General features: G+C 62.4%; 15 protein-coding genes. 7 read left to right on the top strand and 8 right to left on the bottom strand.

The features are described from left to right. Window positions 1-4: 4 nt before the first annotated feature. Genes nuoL through ACWNZ3_RS11335 form a run of 6 tightly spaced genes read left to right on the top strand, consistent with a single transcriptional unit; the run spans window position 5 to window position 8,417 of the window. Window positions 5-2,149, top strand: a complete 2,145-nt coding sequence (gene nuoL / locus ACWNZ3_RS11360; protein WP_496900005.1) for an NADH-quinone oxidoreductase subunit L — start codon at window positions 5-7, stop codon at window positions 2,147-2,149. After that, window positions 2,149-3,711 carry an NADH-quinone oxidoreductase subunit M gene (locus ACWNZ3_RS11355; RefSeq protein WP_114275527.1) on the top strand — a complete coding sequence of 521 codons (1,563 nt, stop codon included), beginning with the start codon at window positions 2,149-2,151 and terminating at the stop codon, window positions 3,709-3,711. The genes nuoL and ACWNZ3_RS11355 overlap by 1 nt, the downstream gene beginning before the upstream one ends. 13 nt (window positions 3,712-3,724) lie before the next feature. After that, a complete protein-coding gene (nuoN, locus tag ACWNZ3_RS11350) occupies window positions 3,725-5,167 on the top strand; it encodes an NADH-quinone oxidoreductase subunit NuoN (RefSeq protein WP_496900004.1) in 1,443 nt (480 codons plus the stop codon). Between the two features lie 55 nt (window positions 5,168-5,222). Further along, window positions 5,223-5,954 (top strand): biotin--[acetyl-CoA-carboxylase] ligase, encoded by a 732-nt coding sequence (locus ACWNZ3_RS11345; RefSeq protein WP_274575173.1) that lies wholly within the window; start codon window positions 5,223-5,225, stop codon window positions 5,952-5,954. Window positions 5,955-5,971: 17 nt separating this feature from the next. Further along, on the top strand, window positions 5,972-6,748 hold the full coding sequence (locus tag ACWNZ3_RS11340) for a type III pantothenate kinase (protein WP_269361667.1): 777 nt from the start codon (window positions 5,972-5,974) through the stop codon (window positions 6,746-6,748). 1 nt (window position 6,749) lies between these two features. Beyond that, window positions 6,750-8,417 (top strand): ribonuclease J, encoded by a 1,668-nt coding sequence (locus ACWNZ3_RS11335; RefSeq protein ID WP_496900003.1) that lies wholly within the window; start codon window positions 6,750-6,752, stop codon window positions 8,415-8,417. 65 nt (window positions 8,418-8,482) lie between these two features. Here ACWNZ3_RS11335 and ACWNZ3_RS11330 read toward each other — a convergent pair whose 3' ends face one another. The 8 genes from ACWNZ3_RS11330 to ACWNZ3_RS11295 all read right to left on the bottom strand — a co-directional run bounded on the left by ACWNZ3_RS11330 (window position 8,483) and on the right by ACWNZ3_RS11295 (window position 17,292). Then, a complete protein-coding gene (locus ACWNZ3_RS11330) occupies window positions 8,483-9,139 on the bottom strand; it encodes a hypothetical protein (RefSeq protein WP_496900002.1) in 657 nt (218 codons plus the stop codon). Between the two features lie 120 nt (window positions 9,140-9,259). Then, window positions 9,260-10,777, bottom strand: a complete 1,518-nt coding sequence (locus ACWNZ3_RS11325) for a DEAD/DEAH box helicase (protein ID WP_496900001.1) — start codon at window positions 10,775-10,777, stop codon at window positions 9,260-9,262. A 135-nt stretch (window positions 10,778-10,912) separates the two neighbouring features. Then, window positions 10,913-11,851: a glycosyltransferase family 2 protein gene (locus ACWNZ3_RS11320; protein ID WP_496900000.1), complete on the bottom strand. Its 939-nt coding sequence runs from the start codon at window positions 11,849-11,851 to the stop codon at window positions 10,913-10,915. Further along, complete coding sequence (locus tag ACWNZ3_RS11315) at window positions 11,848-13,467, bottom strand: peptide chain release factor 3 (protein WP_114275520.1); 1,620 nt, start codon at window positions 13,465-13,467, stop codon at window positions 11,848-11,850. The genes ACWNZ3_RS11320 and ACWNZ3_RS11315 overlap by 4 nt, the downstream gene beginning before the upstream one ends. A 56-nt stretch (window positions 13,468-13,523) precedes the next feature. Continuing rightward, the gene (locus ACWNZ3_RS11310; protein ID WP_274575226.1) at window positions 13,524-14,258 is read right to left on the bottom strand and encodes a DNA repair protein; all 735 of its coding nucleotides are present in this window, start codon (window positions 14,256-14,258) and stop codon (window positions 13,524-13,526) included. Between the two features lie 199 nt (window positions 14,259-14,457). Then, window positions 14,458-14,892: a paraquat-inducible protein A gene (locus ACWNZ3_RS11305; protein WP_496899999.1), complete on the bottom strand. Its 435-nt coding sequence runs from the start codon at window positions 14,890-14,892 to the stop codon at window positions 14,458-14,460. Beyond that, window positions 14,889-15,923, bottom strand: coding sequence for an alanine racemase (gene alr, locus ACWNZ3_RS11300; protein ID WP_496899998.1), 1,035 nt, complete (start codon window positions 15,921-15,923; stop codon window positions 14,889-14,891). Before alr ends, ACWNZ3_RS11305 begins: the two co-directional genes overlap by 4 nt. 31 nt (window positions 15,924-15,954) lie before the next feature. After that, window positions 15,955-17,292, bottom strand: coding sequence for an MBL fold metallo-hydrolase (locus ACWNZ3_RS11295; protein ID WP_496899997.1), 1,338 nt, complete (start codon window positions 17,290-17,292; stop codon window positions 15,955-15,957). Between the two features lie 62 nt (window positions 17,293-17,354). On the opposite strand from ACWNZ3_RS11295, the gene ACWNZ3_RS11290 reads away from it, so the two are divergent. Next, entirely contained in the window at window positions 17,355-18,089 is a 735-nt protein-coding gene (locus ACWNZ3_RS11290; RefSeq protein WP_496899996.1) for a sterol desaturase family protein, read from the top strand. Window positions 18,090-18,123: the final 34 nt, after the last annotated feature.

The following is an 18,123-nucleotide window of genomic DNA, read 5'->3' as shown; positions in this document are numbered from 1 at the left end:
GGCAATGGAAACCATACTCCTTTTCGCCCCGCTTGTCGGTTCACTGATCTGCGGTTTCGGCTGGAAGATCATCGGCCAGCCAGCGGCGCAGTGGGTTTCAACTGGCCTGTTGTTCCTGGCCGCGATCCTGTCCTGGATCGTATTCCTGACCTTCGACGGGCCCACCGAACATATCGAGATCCTGCGGTTCATCGATTCCGGCAGCCTGTCCACCGACTGGTCGATCCGGCTGGACCGGCTGACCGCGATCATGCTGATCGTGGTGACGACGGTCTCCAGCCTCGTGCATCTCTATTCCTTCGGCTACATGGCCCATGACGAGAACTTCAAGGATACCGAGCAATACCGCGCCCGGTTCTTTGCCTATCTGTCGTTCTTTACCTTTGCCATGCTGATGCTGGTGACCTCCGACAACCTGGTGCAGATGTTCTTTGGCTGGGAAGGGGTCGGCGTCGCCTCCTACCTGCTGATCGGCTTTTACTACCGCAAACCCAGCGCCAATGCCGCGGCGATCAAGGCCTTCGTGGTCAACCGCGTGGGGGATTTCGGATTTGCCCTGGGCATCTTTGCCCTGTTCATGATGACGGACAGCATCCGTTTCGACGATATCTTTGCATCGGCCCCTGATCTGGCAGAGCAGACCATTTCGTTCCTCTGGACCGACTGGAACGCCGCGAACCTGATCGCCTTCCTGCTGTTCGTGGGGGCGATGGGCAAATCGGCCCAGCTGTTCCTGCACACCTGGCTGCCCGATGCGATGGAAGGCCCGACACCGGTCTCCGCGCTGATCCACGCCGCGACCATGGTGACGGCAGGTGTCTTCCTGGTCTGCCGGATGTCGCCGCTGATGGAGTTCGCGCCCCAGGCGATGACCTTTGTCACCGTGATCGGCGCCACCACCGCCTTTTTCGCCGCGACCGTGGGTCTGGTACAGACCGACATCAAGCGCGTCATCGCCTATTCCACCTGTTCGCAGCTGGGCTACATGTTCGTCGCCGCAGGCGTTGGCATGTATTCGGCAGCGATGTTCCACCTGTTCACCCATGCCTTCTTCAAGGCGATGCTGTTCCTCGGCGCGGGCTCGGTCATTCATGCCATGCATCACGAGCAGGACATGAACAACTATGGCGGTCTGCGCAAAAAGATCCCCTATACCTATGCCGCGATGATGATCGGCACCCTGGCGATCACCGGGGTCGGCATCCCGCTGACACATATCGGTTTCGCGGGCTTCCTCAGCAAGGATGCGATCATCGAAAGCGCCTGGGGCGGCGGGTCCATGTATGGTTTCTGGCTGCTGGTTGTCGCGGCTGCGATGACAAGTTTCTACAGCTGGCGTCTGATCTTCCTGACGTTCCACGGCAAGCCGCGTGGCGACAAACACACACATGACCACGCGCATGAAAGCCCGATGACCATGCTGGTGCCGCTGGGTGTTCTGGCCCTTGGTGCCGTCTTCTCCGGCATGTTGTGGTACGGCAGCTTCTTCGGCTCGACCGAGGAGATGGCAGAATTCTACGACATCCCGCTGGCCGAAATGGCGGCAGGTGGCGACACCCATGCCGAAGGCGCGGGCGAAGCCCATGCCGCAACCGAAGAAGGTGCCGGTCACGGCGAGACGGCCGAAGCGGGCCATGGCGAGACTGCCGAAGCGGGCCACGGCGGCGGACATCACGCAGCCTTTGGCGGCGCGCCGGGCGAGGGGGCATTGTACTTCGGCCCCGAAAACCATGTGCTGGAAGCGGCGCATGAGGCACCGGTCTGGGTCAAGGTCAGCCCCTTCATCGCGATGCTTATGGGGTTTGTCCTGGCGCTGTGGTTCTACATCTGGAACCCGACACTGCCCGGCCGTCTGGCCGCGAACCAGCAGCCGCTTTACCTGTTCCTGCTGAACAAATGGTACTTCGACGAAATCTATGACGTGATCTTTGTCCGTCCGGCCAAGGCGATTGGCCGCTTCCTGTGGAAGCGCGGCGACGGCGACGTGATCGATGGCACCCTGAACGGGGTCGCGATGGGCATCGTGCCCTGGTTCACGCGGCTCGCCGGTAAGGCGCAGTCCGGCTATATCTTTACCTATGCCTTTGCCATGGTGATCGGGATCGCGGTTCTGGTCACATGGATGACGATGACCGGAGGGTCCCACTGATGGACACGCATCTTCTTTCCATCATTACCTTCATGCCCGCCTTTGCGGCGCTGATCCTTGCGGTGTTCCTGCGCGGTGAGGATGCGGCAGCGGCGCGCAATGCCAAGTGGCTGGCGATGATCACCACCTCGGCAACCTTCCTGATCTCGCTCTTCGTGCTGTTCGACTTTGACCCCAGCAACACCGGGTTTCAGTTTGTCGAGGAATCGGAATGGCTGCTGGGGCTGAAGTACCGCCTGGGCGTCGATGGCATTTCGGTGCTCTTCGTGATGCTGACCACCTTCATGATGCCGCTGGTCATCGCGGCAAGCTGGAATGTCGAGCACCGGGTCAAGGAATACATGATCGCCTTCCTGCTGCTGGAGACCCTGATGCTGGGCGTCTTCATGGCGCTGGACCTGATCCTGTTCTACCTGTTCTTCGAGGCCGGGCTGATCCCGATGTTCCTGATCATCGGCATATGGGGCGGGGCCAACCGGATCTACGCCAGCTTCAAGTTCTTCCTTTATACCTTCCTCGGTTCCGTGCTGATGCTGGTGGCCATGGTGGCGATGTACACCGACGCTGGCACCACCTGCATCGGCGCCTGTGATGTCAGCCTGCTGAACCACAGTTTCGCCTCTGACAGCTTCAGCCTGATGGGCGTGCAGGTGATCGGCGGGATGCAGACGCTGATGTTCATCGCCTTCTTCGCCAGCTTCGCGGTCAAGATGCCGATGTGGCCGGTCCATACCTGGCTGCCCGATGCCCACGTTCAGGCCCCCACGGCGGGGTCGGTGGTGCTGGCTGCGATCCTGCTCAAGATGGGCGGCTACGGCTTCCTGCGGTTCAGCCTGCCGATGTTCCCGGTGGGGGCAGAGGTGCTGACACCGCTGATCCTGTGGATGAGCGCGATTGCCATCGTCTATACCTCGCTGGTGGCGCTGGTGCAGGAAGACATGAAAAAGCTGATCGCCTATTCCTCGGTTGCGCATATGGGTTTTGTGACCATGGGCATCTTTGCTGCCAACCAGCAGGGTGTCGATGGTGCGATCTTCCAGATGATCAGCCACGGGTTCATCTCGGGCGCGCTGTTCCTTTGCGTCGGCGTGATCTATGACCGGATGCACACCCGCGACATCGACGCCTATGGCGGGCTGGTGAACCGGATGCCCGCCTATGCGCTGATCTTCATGCTGTTCACCATGGCCAACGTGGGCCTGCCGGGCACCTCCGGCTTTGTGGGTGAGTTCCTGACGCTAATGGGGACCTTCCAGGTCAACACCTGGGTTGCCGCCGTGGCGACCACCGGGGTGATCTTCTCGGCGGCCTATGCGCTCTGGCTTTACCGCCGGGTGGTCATGGGCGACCTGATCAAGGAAAGCCTGCGGTCGATCACCGACATGACCACGCGCGAGCGCTGGATCTTCGCGCCCCTGGTGGTGATGACACTGCTGCTGGGCGTCTACCCGTCACTGGTGCTCGACATTATCGGCCCCTCGGTCACGGAACTTGTTGAAAATTATGACATCGCGCTGGAGGCGGCGAGCGCCGCAATCCAGACCGCCGAAGTGTCGAACTAAAAGGACCCGTGCGATGATTTCCGCTGATCTGAACATCATCCTGCCAGAAATCCTGCTGTCCTGCTTTTCGCTGCTGGGACTGCTGGTCGCGGTTTATACCACCAAGGACAAGGTGGGGAGCCTGTTGATCTGGCTGACCTCGGCGGTCTTTGTTCTGCTGGCAGCCTGGATCGGCTTTACCGGCGAAGGCACCCGTCTGGCCTTCAACGGCATGTTCATCGAAGACGGCTTTGCCCGTTTTGCCAAGGTCACGATCCTGCTCAGCGCCGCTGCCGTGCTGCTGATGTCCGAAGGCTATATGAAAGCCCGCGGATTGCTGCGGTTCGAATACCCGATGCTGGTGGCCCTCTCCGCCGTGGGCATGATGATGATGGTCAGCGCGGGCGACCTGATGGCGCTGTACATGGGTCTGGAACTGCAATCGCTGGCGCTTTACGTGGTCGCCTCCCTGCGGCGCGACTCCGTGCGCTCGACCGAGGCGGGGCTGAAATATTTCGTTCTCGGCGCGCTCAGCTCGGGCCTGCTGCTCTATGGCGCTTCGCTGGTTTACGGCTATGCGGGCACCACGCTGTTCTCCGGCATCATCCAGACCGCGCAATCGGGCGAGACCTCGCTGGGCCTGCTCTTTGGCATCGTCTTCCTGATCTCGGGCATGGGCTTCAAGGTTTCCGCCGTGCCGTTCCACATGTGGACGCCGGACGTCTACGAAGGCTCGCCCACGCCGGTCACCGCCTTCTTTGCCACCGCGCCCAAGGTCGCGGCGATGGGCCTTTTCGCCCGCGTGCTGCATGACGCCTTCGGCAATGCCGTTGCGGACTGGAGCCAGATTGTCGCGCTGCTTTCGGTGCTGTCCATGTACCTGGGCGCCATTGCCGCCATCGGCCAGACCAATATCAAGCGGCTGATGGCCTTCTCCTCCATCGCGCATATGGGCTATGCGCTGATGGGGCTGGCCGCCGGCACCGCCCTGGGCGTGCAGGCGATGCTGGTCTATATGGCGATCTATGTAACCATGAACGTCGGCACCTTCGCCTTTATCCTGCTGATGAGCCGGGATGGCGCGCCGGTGACCGATATCGCATCGCTCAACATGTACGCCAAGACCAACCCGGGCCGGGCGCTGGCAATGCTGGTGCTGCTGTTCTCGCTGGCGGGGGTGCCGCCGATGCTGGGCTTCTTCGGCAAGCTTTACGTGCTGCGCGCCGCCTATGACGCCGGGCTGGCCTGGCTGGCGGTGGCCGGTGTGATCGCATCGGTGATCGGGGCATATTATTACCTGCGGATCGTGTTCTACATGTACTTCGGGTCCGAACAGGCGGATACGCTGGACCGGTCCGGCAGCAGCGTGCTCTCGGGCTTCCTGATGGCTTCGGCGCTGATCATGGTGCTGGGCATCATCAACATGTTTGGTGTCGAAGGCGTGGCTGCGGCCGCCGCCGGGGCGCTTGTCAACTGACCGTTCTGCGGTCTGACAGGCTGAGCTTGCCGCTTTCACGGACCCTCACCCCTTGATGGGCTGGCCCGAAGGATATGGGCGGCTGGTGCTGGACACGGTCGATTCCACATTGGCAGAGGCCGGGCGCCGGCTGCGTGACCTCTCCGGTCCGGAATGGATCCTGGCAAGGGAGCAATCCGCGGCACGGGGCAGGCGGGGCCGCGCATGGTCCACCCCACGGGGGAATTTCGCGGCAACGCTGGTCCTGCCCAATGCCGAGGCACCGGGCATCGCCGCGCTGCGGTCCTTTGTCTCATCGCTGGCGCTTTATCGCAGCTTTGTCGCGGTCACCGGGCAGGGAAACCGTTTTGCCCTGAAATGGCCCAATGACGTGCTGCTGGACGGCGGCAAGGTCGCTGGCATCCTGCTGGAAACAAACGGTCCGCATCTGCTGATCGGCATTGGTGTCAACCTGGCCCATGCGCCGGGCGCGGATCAGGTGGAACCGGGGGCTGTCACCCCTGTCAGCCTTGCCGGGGCATTCGGGATCGGCGTTGCGCCAGAGGCCTTTCTGGATGTGCTGGCGGCCGAATACGCGGTGCTTGAGACGCAGTTCACCACCTATGGGTTCGATCCCATCCGCACCGCCTGGCTGGCCCATGCGGCACGTCTGGGCGAGGTCATCCGCGCGCGCACAACCCGGGATGAGACCAGTGGCGTCTTTGAGGATGTGGACCAGAACGGGAATCTGATATTGAACACGGCAAAGGGCAGGGTCGCGATTGCCGCTGCGGATGTGTTTTTCTGAAAGAAGGGGGGCAGGGGATGCTCTTGGCGATTGACTGCGGGAACACCAACACGGTCTTTTCCATCTATGATGAGGGGCGTGCGCTGTGCACCATGCGCACATCGACCCATCACGCGCGCACGGCGGATGCCTATTTCACCTGGTTTTCGACCCTGCTGAACCATCATCAGATCAAGCCCGACATCACCGATGTGATCATCTCGTCGACCGTGCCACGGGTGGTGTTCAACCTGCGTGTCTTTTCCGACCAGTATTTCAACTGCCGTCCGATGGTGGTGGGCAAGCCCGACTGCCTGCTGCCGGCCGCGCCGCGCGTGGACCAGGGCACGATCGTGGGGCCGGACCGGCTGGTCAACACCTCGGGGGCTTTCGACCGGCACGGCGGCAACCTGATCGTGGTCGATTTCGGCACCGCCACCACCTTTGATGTGGCGGGCCATGATGGCGCATATGTGGGCGGGGTCATTGCACCCGGCGTGAACCTGAGCCTTGAAGCGCTGCATATGGCCGCCGCCGCACTGCCACATGTGGACATTACCAAGCCACAACGTGTAGTAGGCACCAATACGGTCGCTTGCATGCAATCGGGCGTGTTCTGGGGCTATGTCGGCCTGGTCAAGGAGATCTGTGCCCGGATCAAGGCCGAACGCGACCAGAACATGAAGATTATCGCAACCGGCGGGCTGGCCCCGTTGTTTGCCCAGACCGAAGACCTTTTCGACGTCATTGAAGATGACCTTACGATGCACGGCCTGACCGTGATCCATAAGTATAACAAGGATAAAGCTGAATAATATGAGCAGCGAGAGATTGATCTACCTTCCCCTCGGCGGGGCGGGTGAAATTGGCATGAATGCCTATGTGTATGGCTACGGGAAACCGGGCAAGGAGCGGCTGATCGTCGTGGACATGGGCGTGGCCTTTCCCGATATGGATGGCAGCCCCGGCGTGGACCTGATCCTGCCGGACATCCAGTGGCTGAAGGAACGCCGCGACCGGATCGAGGCGATTTTCGTGACCCACGCGCATGAAGACCACGTTGGCGCCATCGCCCATACCTACGAGGCGCTGCAGGCGCCAATCTATGCCCGGACCTTCACCGCCAATATTGCGCGGCGCAAGATGTCCGAACACGGCCATCCCGATGACGCGGTGCAGACCGTGGGGGCCTGGCCGCACCAGCAGGGGGCGGGGCCGTTCCAGGTGGGGTTCCTGCCGATTTCGCATTCCATCCCTGAATCCTCCGCGCTGGTGATCGACACACCAGAGGGGCGTCTGATCCACTCCGGTGACTTCAAGATCGACCTGACCCCCGGCGTCGGCGAAGCCTTTGACCCGGAACTCTGGGCCGAGGTCTGCAAGGACGGGATCAAGGCGCTGGTCTGCGACAGTACCAATGTGTTCTCGCCGCTGCCGGGCCGGTCGGAAGCGACGCTTGGCCCCGAGATCGAAAAGCTGATCAGCGGCGCGTCGGGCATGGTGGTTGCGACCACCTTTGCCTCCAACGTGGCGCGGGTAAAGACGCTGGCGGTCGCGGGCGACAAGGCGGGGCGCTCCATCGTGCTGCTGGGCCGTGCGATGAAACGCATGGTCGAGGCGGCGCTGGAAACCGGCGTGATGAAAGATTTCCCGAACACCGTCAGCCCCGAAGAGGCGCGCGGCATCCCGCGCGAGAACCTGCTGCTGCTGGTCACCGGGTCGCAGGGCGAACGCCGCGCGGCATCGGCACAGCTTGCCCGGGGCAAGTATCAGGGGATCGAGATGAAGGAAGGGGACATGTTCCTGTTCTCTTCCAAGACGATTCCCGGCAATGAACGCGGCGTGATCCGCATCATCAACCAGTTCTCCGAAATCGGTGTGGATGTGGTGGACGACAGTTCGGGTCTTTACCACGTGTCCGGCCATGCGAACCGGCCTGACCTGGAAACCCTGCATGACGTGGTCAAACCGCAGGTGCTGATCCCGATGCACGGCGAACACCGCCACCTGCGCGAACACGTCAAGATTGCCGAGGGCAAGGGCATGACCGGTGTGCTGGCGGTCAATGGCATGATGATCGACCTCAGCGGCAACAAGCCGAGCGTGGCCGAATATGTCGAGACCGGACGCACCTATCTGGATGGTTCGGTGCAGATCGGCGCGCTGGACGGGGTCGTGCGCGACCGTATCCGCATGGCGCTGAACGGTCATGTGACCGTCACCGTGATCATGGACGAGGATGACGAGCCGCTGGGTGATCCCTGGGTCGACATGATGGGCCTGCCGGAAACGGGCCGCTCCAAGGCGCCGCTGGCCGATGTGATCGAAGCGGACCTGAGCCAGTTTCTGGGCCGGTCCAAGGCCGCCACGCTGCGCGACGATGACAAGCTGAACGAGGGGCTGAAACGCGCCGTGCGCCAGTCCGCGCAGGACGAGATCGGCAAGAAGCCGGAAGTGACAGTGGTGGTCAGCCGGTTGAGCTGACCATAGCGTCTGACGAAATACCTGAGGCATCAGGCATCACGTAACGCTTTATCGTTCCCGCCGGATCATTCGGCGGGAACATCCTCCTCCGGCGCATCGCCGTTGCACATGTAGACCGCACCGCCAACCGCAAGCACCGATACGCCCACCGCCGTCAACGCGGCGGGGGTGGACAGGGCCGTGACCACGGCTGAGCTGGTGGCGTTCAGGTTGGTGATCAGCGTGCTGGCGCTGCCCGACAGGATCATCGCGCCGGATTTATGCGCCACGGCCACCGCCGCCGCCGGGTCCGTCACCGTTGTCAGGGCGGCATTTGCGATGGATTTCGTCACGGCCAGTGTTTCGGCCTTTGTCGTGTTCACCCGCTCGCAGACCGTCGTGCGGCAGAGCCCGCGAAAATTGCGCTCTCCGGGGACCAGGAAAAACCCGGTCTTGTCGTCCTGTGTCAGGCAATAGCCCTCGATCTGGTTGTCGGGCACCGTCGTCGCGAGGTAATCGTAGAGCACAGCGCTCAGGCAGGCGGGGGGCGTGCCCCAGGCGCGGTTCCACCTGGCCGAGGGCCAGCGCATCAGTTTCTCGCGGGTTTTGACGTCTTCGGCGAAAGTGGCGAAATTATCCGCTTCGATCACGATTTCGCTGCCGTTGACCACGGCGCGGCACCGCTCTGCCGTGGCGGCAGAGGCGGAGATGATCAACAGCAGGGCAAGGAAAGGGCGCAGCATCTGTCAGGCCTTGAAAAGGGTTCGGCCCTGAATACCGCGCCCCGGAGGGGCGCGCCATGTGGTCCTGACGTCTACGCGCTGCTTTCTGCCGATGGGCCGCGACGGCCCGGGGCTTTGACCTTACTCGCGGTCTTCGAAGCTCAGCCCGATGAAATCCGGGGTGTGATCACCCAGGCCCACGACGCGGTTGTCATTGCCGCGGCTGTTCTGGCTGCGGCTGCGTGAGCTGCTGCTGCTGCTGCTGCGGTCCTGCGCATCGTTCCGGTTGGATTGCGCGGATTGCTTCGGCTCGGACTTCGGCGCGTTCTCGCGCTTGGGTTCCGGTTTTGACTGAGGCTCGGCTTTGGGCTTTGCCTCGGCTGCCGGTTTGGCGTCCGTCTCGGGCTTTGGTGCCTCTGACTTGGGCTTGCTGCGGCTGCGCGAGCGGGTTTTCCTGGGTTTGTCGGCAGTGTCATCGGCCACGGGTGCCGCCTCTGCCGTATTGCCATTGCCCAGCGGGTTGTCCAGGCGCGGGATCTCGCGTTCGACCAGACGTTCCACATCGGCGAGGTTCTTTTCGTCGCGGGGGATGCAGATCATGATCGCCTTGCCGTCACGGCCCGCGCGGCCGGTGCGGCCGATGCGGTGCACGTAATCCTCGGCATGGCTGGGCACGTCGAAGTTGAAGACATGGCTGACGGCCGGCACATCAAGGCCGCGCGCGGCCACGTCGGAGGCCACGAGAAAGCGCAGATCGCCCGCGCGGAACCCGTCAAGCGTGCGTGTGCGCTGGCTCTGGTCCAGGTCGCCGTGGATCGGTGCCGCGTCATAGCCGTATTTTTTCAACGACTTGGCCACCACGTCCACATCCATCTTGCGGTTGCAGAAGATGATGGCGTTGGTGCATTTGTCGCCTTCGCCGTCGATCAGCGCGCGCAGCAGGTTGCGCTTTTCGGTTGCTTCGCGGTCCTTGCGGGAGGCTTTGAACATTACCACGCCCTGGGTGATATTCTCGCCCGTCGTGGCCTGCCGCGCCACTTCGATGCGGGCGGGGTTGGACAGGAAGGTGTTGGTGATCCGCTCGATTTCCGGCGCCATGGTGGCCGAGAAGAACAGCGTCTGCCGGGTAAAGGGCGTGAGGCCGAAAATGCGCTCGATGTCGGGGATGAACCCCATGTCGAGCATCCGGTCGGCTTCGTCCACCACCATGACCTTGACGTCATTCAGGATCAGCTTGCCGCGCTCGAAATGGTCCAGCAGGCGGCCCGGTGTGGCAATCAGCACATCCACGCCCTTGTCGATGGCGGTGTCCTGTTCCTTGAACGACACGCCGCCGATCAGCAGCGCCTTGGTCAGTTTCACATGTTTGGCATAGGTGTCGAAGTTTTCCGCCACCTGTGCCGCCAGTTCGCGCGTGGGGCAAAGCACCAGGCTGCGCGGCATCCGGGCCCTTGCGCGGCCCCGCGCCAGCATGGTGATCATCGGCAGCGTGAAGCTGGCGGTCTTGCCGGTGCCGGTCTGGGCGATACCCAGAACGTCGCGACCTTCAAGGGCAGGGGGGATGGCCCCGGCCTGAATCGGTGTGGGGGTTTCATAGCCCGCTTCGGCAATCGCCTTGAGGACCTTGGGATTCAAGTTCAGATCAGAGAATTTTGTCATGTGTGTCCGTGTTTTGCGGACACTCATTTGGCCCGCAGCAGCAATCATGCAGGCCCCCATGGCCCAAGGCGACTTTGCCGCTACATGTTGCGACCGCATAGCAACATAACTGGCTGCGGTCAAACAGATGTCCGTTCAGCCCGCCCAATCGGGGAAATATGTGGCCAAATGGGTGCTTAGCCGCAGATCGGCGCGGTGCAGCAGGTCATGGGCCGCCAGCCGCGCGCGGTGGTCGGGCGTGTCGGCGCAGACTTCGTCGTAAAAGGCGCGCAATCCCGCTTCACCCTCTTCGGCTTCAAGGATGGCGAAGAATTCGTTCAGTGTCAGCCCGCCGCGCACGCGGGGCTTGGCGGGGCCAAGATCGGCGCGGTAGGAGCCTTTCTCAAGCCGGAACCGATAGGCGGCCTGCCAGTCCTCCCAGGATTTTGCATGGGCATGGGCCAGCCGCAGCTCCGACAGCTCCTGCGTGTCTTCGATCATCTCGGACCCGCGAAAGGCGTTGTGGATGCGGATCGTGATGCCCTCCATACCCGTCCTGACAAAGACCTTGCCGGCCAGATGGCTCAGAAACCCGCCTTTGATATATTCACCAAAAGTCGGGTACACCGCGTTCACGATGCGCTCGCGTCGGGGGCCATTGGGGATGAAACGTTTGAAGGCCGTGCCGTCACCGCCCAGCATCTCCATCGGGCGGGCGCGGGCGGTTTCCACCGCCGGCGGGACATCTGCCAGATGGTCGGCCACCGGGCGGTCACTGACCAGAAACTCGTCCACGTCGATATGGGCCAGCCAGTCCACATCCCCCGCGCGGCCATAGGCATGGGTCGCATTCAGGGTCTGGCGCGACTGGTGTTTGACCGGGCGCTTGCCGATCAGCATCTTCCAATGGGCTGTATCACACAGGGTCACCCGGCATTTCGGGTGGTTTTCCAGTGCGCTCTGCGCTGCCGGGTTCGGCTCGTCCAGATAGATGAACAACCGGTGCGCGCCGGCCTCAAGGTGAAAGGCGGCAAAGCGCAGGATCTCCTCCGCCGGGGCCTTGATCGTCGCAACCAATCCCCAGCGCGGGCTCACGCCATCATTTCCTTGGTCGCGGTCAGGCGCACATCGGGATAGTCGCGGTCGATCCGGTCGATGTCCCATTGCAGGCGCGTGAGGTAGACGATGTCGCCGTCGTGGTCATGGGCGATGTGCTGCTTGTTGGCCTCGGTGAACTTGTCCACCGCTTGTTTGGTGCCATTGACCCAGCGGGCCGAGGTGAATTGCGAGGCCTCGAACCGCACCGGCAGCCCGTATTCCAGCTCGATCCGTGATGCCAGCACCTCGAACTGCAACTGGCCCACGACACCCACCACGAAACCGGAACCGATGGAGGGCTTGAAGACCTTGGCGGCCCCTTCCTCGGCAAATTGCATCAGCGCCTTTTCCAGGTGCTTGGCCTTCATCGGGTCGCCCGCGCGCACGCCCTGCAACAGTTCCGGCGCGAAGGAGGGGATGCCGGTCACGCGGATTGCTTCGCCTTCGGTCAGCGTGTCGCCGATGCGCAGCTGGCCGTGGTTGGGAATGCCGATGATGTCGCCGGCCCAGGCTTCCTCGGCCAGTTCGCGGTCAGAGGCGAGGAACATCACCGGGTTGGTGATGGACATCGGTTTTTTCGACCGCACATGGGTCAGCTTCATGCCACGGGTAAAATGCCCCGAGGCAAGTCGGACAAAGGCCACGCGGTCGCGGTGCTTGGGGTCCATGTTGGCCTGCACCTTGAAGACAAAGCCGGAGACGTTCTTTTCCTCCGGCAGGATCTGGCGTGGCTCGGCGGATTGGATCTGCGGTTCGGGCCCATAGGTGGCGATGCCGTCCATCAGTTCCTTGACGCCAAAGGAGTTGATGGCCGAGCCGAACCAGATCGGGGTCAGCGAGCCTTCGGCCATCAGCGCGGCATCCAGCGGCGGCATCAATTCGCGCACCATCTCCAGATCCTCGCGCAGCTTTTCCAGCAGGGCAGGCGGCACATGCTGGGCCAGCTTGGGGTCGTCCAGCCCCTCGATCTTGATGCTTTCGGCGATCTTGTTGCGGTCGGCGCGGTCCATCAGCTCCAGCCGGTCGCGCAGGATGTCATAGCAGCCCAGAAAATCGCGGCCGACGCCGATGGGCCAGCTTGCCGGGGTCACGTCGATGGCAAGGTTTTCCTGAATCTCGTCGATGATCTCGAAGACATCACGCGATTCGCGGTCCATCTTGTTGCAGAAGGTCAGGATCGGCAGGTCGCGCATGCGGCAGACCTCGAACAGTTTCTGCGTCTGGCTTTCCACACCCTTGGCGCCGTCGATCACCATCACGGCCGCGTCCACCGCTGTCAGCGTGCGGTAGGTATCTTCGGAAAAGTCCGAGTGGCCGGGCGTGTCCACCAGGTTGAACCGGTAATTGCGGTCCTTGCCCTGAAAATCGAAGGACATGGCAGAGGCCGAGACGGAGATGCCCCGGTCCTTTTCCATCGCCATGAAGTCCGACCGCGTGCGCCGCGCCTCGCCCTTGGCGCGGACCTGTCCGGCCATCTGGATTGCCCCGCCGAACAGCAGGAATTTCTCCGTAAGCGTGGTCTTGCCCGCGTCAGGGTGGCTGATGATCGCAAAGGTGCGGCGCCGCGCGATTTCGGGCGGCAATTCGGGGCGGTTCTGGGGGGTGTCCAACATGGATTGGCGTATATATTCGGGGCCAGTCCGGGGCAAGCGCGACCTGAGCCTGCCGGTTATTCCGCCGCTTTGGGTTGCAGGTCGACGATGGTGTTGTCCAGCGCGGTGGGATCAGTACGCACGGTTGTCTCAAGACCCAGTTCCGGCATGATTTCCTGCATCTCGCGGCGCAAGCGGTCCAGCTGGGCGGCGGCGACGCTTTCCTCAAGCTCGATCTCGTGGACCCAATGTTTCAATTCGTTCGAAATGGCCTTGGCCTGTTCCAGCCTGCTGTTGAACAGTTCGATCTCCTGCTGGCGCTGCTCAAGGAAGCCGCGCGCGCGGGCGATCTTGTCATCGGCATAGACGGTGGCCAGCTCGCGGCTGATGTGGCTCATCTGGGCGGCGACCTCCAGCAGGGAGGGTTCCAGCGTGCTGAGGTCCGGATGGTCGCGCAGATAGGCCAGACGCTCGCGCACCGCATCGAATTCGGAGCTGAGCTTGAAGGTCTGGGCCCGGTCCGCGGCATGGACCGCGTGATAGGCACGGGCCACATCGCGCATCCCGATGGAAAAGGAACGGTGCGAGTTCTCAAGCTGCATGATGCGGCGGTTGGAGGGCAGAAAGAAACACAGGCCCACCGCCAGCACGGTCAGCCCGATCTGGGCGTACATCCCGGCCTCCGGCACCGGCTGGCCCTGGAAATAGACGGTCAGGCTGACCCAGGACCATTGCCCAAGCGCTGCCATGGCGGTTGCCGCCAGCAGGGCCAGTGCGGCCACAAGAAATATGGCCAATGCAAGGCGCTGCATCAGGTATTGGAACAGGTAAACAACAGCACGAAAATGAGACAAGCGATTATTCCCCCACGGATAACCTTCATCGGCAAGTTTATGCTGATCCAGAACTTTTGCCATGAAAAAAAAGGTTTTCGACGGAAAAGTTAACGAATCGGTGTCCTGTGACACATTCCGTTATTTGGCTGTTTCCTGATCGGGACCAATCCGGGCGCTAGCCGCCTGATTGTTCAGTCCGCCAGGAAACGAAGATTGAGGCAAGAATGCAGCCGGTAAACAGGTACAATCCCCAGGCGGTTTCGATCCGGCCGACGCCGATTCCCTTGGACAGGGTGATGTAAAGCGCGATCAGGAAAATGTCCGCCATCGCCAGCTTGCCCAGAAAGGACAGGACAGGCAGCGCGCGGCGGCTGAGCAGGTCGAAATGGACCAGCGACAGGCCGAAGGTCTTGATATAAGGCGCAAACAGCGCAAAGAGGGTGACCACCAGCCCCAGAAAGATGTCCGAGGCCCAAAGCGATTGCAGCCCGGTCAGCACGGAAATCTCCTCCAGCCCGAACAGTGGCAGCAGGCCCGCCCGCATCAGCGGGGCGGCCCATGCGATGGGGTAGAGAACCAGCAGCGCAAGGTTCAGCGCCTTGAGGATCACTTCAGATACACCCGGTCATAGCGCGCGCCCAGCGATGTCAGGATCTCGTATCCGATGGTCCCGGCAAAATCGGCGATGGTATCCACCGACTGGTGCAGGCCGATCAGTTGCAGGTGTTCCGGCACCTCTGGCAGGGCGGTGACATCGACAGTGATCATGTCCATCGACACGCGCCCCACCAGCGGCAGCTTGTGTTCCTCGAAGGTCAGGGTCGCGTTGTTCCCCATGGCGCGGATCAGCCCGTCGGCATAGCCGCCGCAGACAGTTGCGATGCGCATCGGGCCGGGTGCGATAAAGGCATTGCCGTATCCCACAGTCTCACCGGCTGCGACCTCGCGCACCTGCACGACGGGCAGGTCCAGGGTGACCACCGGCGTCGCATCGACAAAGGGCAACCCGCCGTAAAGCCCGACACCGGGCCGGGTCATGTCGAAATGAAAATCCGGCCCCAGCAAGGTGCCGCCGGTCGCGGCGATCGACCGGGGCACATCCAGCCCGTCGGTCATGTCCCTGAAGTTCTGCAACTGCATGGCGTTCATCGGGTGGTCCGGTTCGTCGGCACAGGCCAGGTGCGACATGATCAGCCGGGGCTTTTGCGCCAATGCGATGTCGCGCAGGGCGGACCATTCGGCAGGTTCCATCCCCAGCCGGTTCATGCCGCTGTCCAGCTGCAGGCCAAAGGGGTGGCCCGGCACCGATTCCACATGGGTGAGAAGCTGATCGACCGAATTGATCATCGGCACCAGCCCCGCCGCACGGATCATGTCGGCGTCACCGGGCATATGGCCGGAAAAGACGTTGATGACAGGGCCGGCCCCGAGGGCGCGCCGCAGATGCACGCCTTCTTCTGCCGCATGAACGAAAAAAGTCCGCGCGCCGGCTTCGGCCAGGGCAGGGCCGACACGGGCGACACCCAGCCCATAGGCGTCGGCCTTGATCACCGCCGCGGTCTCGCAGGTGGAAAGGGCGTCCAGCGCGCGCCAGTTGGCGGCGATGGCGGTCAGGTCGATGGTCAGGGTCGGTGTGGTCATGGGCTCTCGTGGGTCCTATCGGGGAAAAGGGTCATCTGTCCCTGCGCTTCATCTTGGCGCTGACGCCGCGCAGGCGTTCCAGGAAGATTCCGATGATCTTGGGGTTCAGGAAAAGTCCGGGGCCAAAGCGGATGCCGAGATTGTTCAGGTTCTCGATGGAGATGGAGCGCGCGGCGCGGGAAAATCCGCCCTCGCGCGCCTCTTCAAACGTGCCATTGACGCCCAGGGTGTCGAAGCCGAAGGAATTAGAGAACAGAAAGTTCAGGCTTTCGGAATGCATGATCAGATCGGCGGGGTCATCGGTCTTGTCCAGCGTGCCGCGCGGCGGGTCGATCCGCCAGCTTTGGCCGGTATCGTCCAGGCGCACCACCACGGGCTGCAGCACCCGGATCGGAGAGAGCGATTGCGCCAGCCGCATCGCGGGGCGGGAATTGTTGGTGAAGACGCGCTTGCGCCAGGTGGCAAAGCTCTCGCGCAGGGTCGTTTCCTCCACGCTGTCATAGGTCATCAGGTCCTGGCCCGCGCGGTCATAATATTCGGCCCAGAAAGCCACGGCGGCGGCGTTCTGGCCGGGGGGCACCGTGCCGTCGGTCACATCGCCCGGCTGCATCACACAAAGCGCGAAGGGCGCGGCCTGAAACGCCTCGATCACGTCCTCAGGCCGGTTTGCGGCATCGTTCAGATAGGCGTTGCGCTGATGGGCGAAGCTGACAAAGCTGGCAAAGGGGATCACTGTTTTCGGTTCAAGAACCTCTGCCTGTATTCTGATATTGTTCAGTTTTTCCTGCGCGGCTTCCGCGCGCCAGTCGCGGTTTTCCCGCCCGCCTTTCCAGGCGGCATAGCTGAACTGGGTCAGCAGGATGTCGCAGGTGCCAACCGCATCACGGATCTCGCGGGCACGCTCCGGCGTGCGCACTGCGCAGTCGTTCAGGTTCAGCACATGGGTGTCGCCCATCCGCACGGAGAGCGCCGAATCGTAGAATTCATCCTTCAGGCAGGTGACGGAAACGCCGCTGCCCAGATCAAAGGCCTTGCCGAATGTCAGTTCGGTCAGCGCCATCCCCTGTGCGCGCAGGAAGTCGGCAACCCGCTGATCGTCGATGTCCTGAAACAACAGCTTGATGCCGCGCTGGCGGATCACATCGCCCCAGCGCTTGAAAAACCCGATGGAGAAATGATCGGGGTGTTCATGGCTGATCCAGATGTGGGTGACGCGGGACAGCAGTTCTTCGATGCGGTCCTCGGGCGTCTCCACCAGCAGGCGCCAGCCCTTGTGAAAGGCGGGGCCGCTGTACCAGGGGTCTGACAGCAGACCAACCTGACCATGGGTCATCAGAACCGAGGCATGGTTGACGAATTCGATCTGCATCACGATGCTCCGCTGGGAAGGGTTGTTTCCGTCTAACCAAGACCACCAGGGGGGTAAAGCAGATGCAGCGGGTGAAGATCATGGCATCGCATCTGTCGCTTGTGGTCATGGCGCTGGCCTTTGCGCTTGGGCTGGCTGCGCTGCTGCGCGCCGGTCCGGGCTGGGTCTGGGCGCTGGTGCCTTTGGGCATCGGGGCGCAATTGCTGAATGAATACAACCTGCATCGCTTTGTCTTTCACCTGCATCCGCCGCGCCGGCAATGGGCCTTTGACCTGCTCTATCGCGCACATTACGGGCATCACGATTTCCCGACAAACACCGGGTTGTTCTTTGTCCCGGTCTGGGTGGCACTGCCGATGCTGGCAGGCAATTTCCTGCTGGTCTGGGGGATCGCGGCCCTGTCGGGTCTGACCGATGCGCTGTGGATCGCCGTGGCCATCGTGCCGGTGGGCGGGGTGGCGATGTTCATGGTCTATGAATGGTTCCACATGACGGCGCATCTGAACATCCCCAAGTCCCGCGTTGCCACCCATGTCACGCGGTTGCACAACCAGCACCATTTCCGCGATTTCTCAAAATGGTTCCATGTCAGCCCGGGCGGCCAGGTCATCGACCGCGCGATGGGCACCGACATCGACCGCGAGGCGCTGAAGACCCGCCAGCGCATCGACTTTATCCGCACCTTGGGCATGCGGCCGGACGATCCGCGCCTCATTGCGGCACGGGCGCGCTTTGGGCCGCGCTTTGGCATCAGCGCCGCGCAGATGGCGCAGGCCGCAAATATGAAGTCTTCGTAACGTCACTTTATCACCGCTTGCCCTGTCCCGAGAT

Source organism: Sulfitobacter sp. IGS-18, assembly GCF_059628195.1.
Note: the sequence above shows the minus strand (reverse complement) of the source record. Positions and strands in the feature narration are given on the sequence as shown.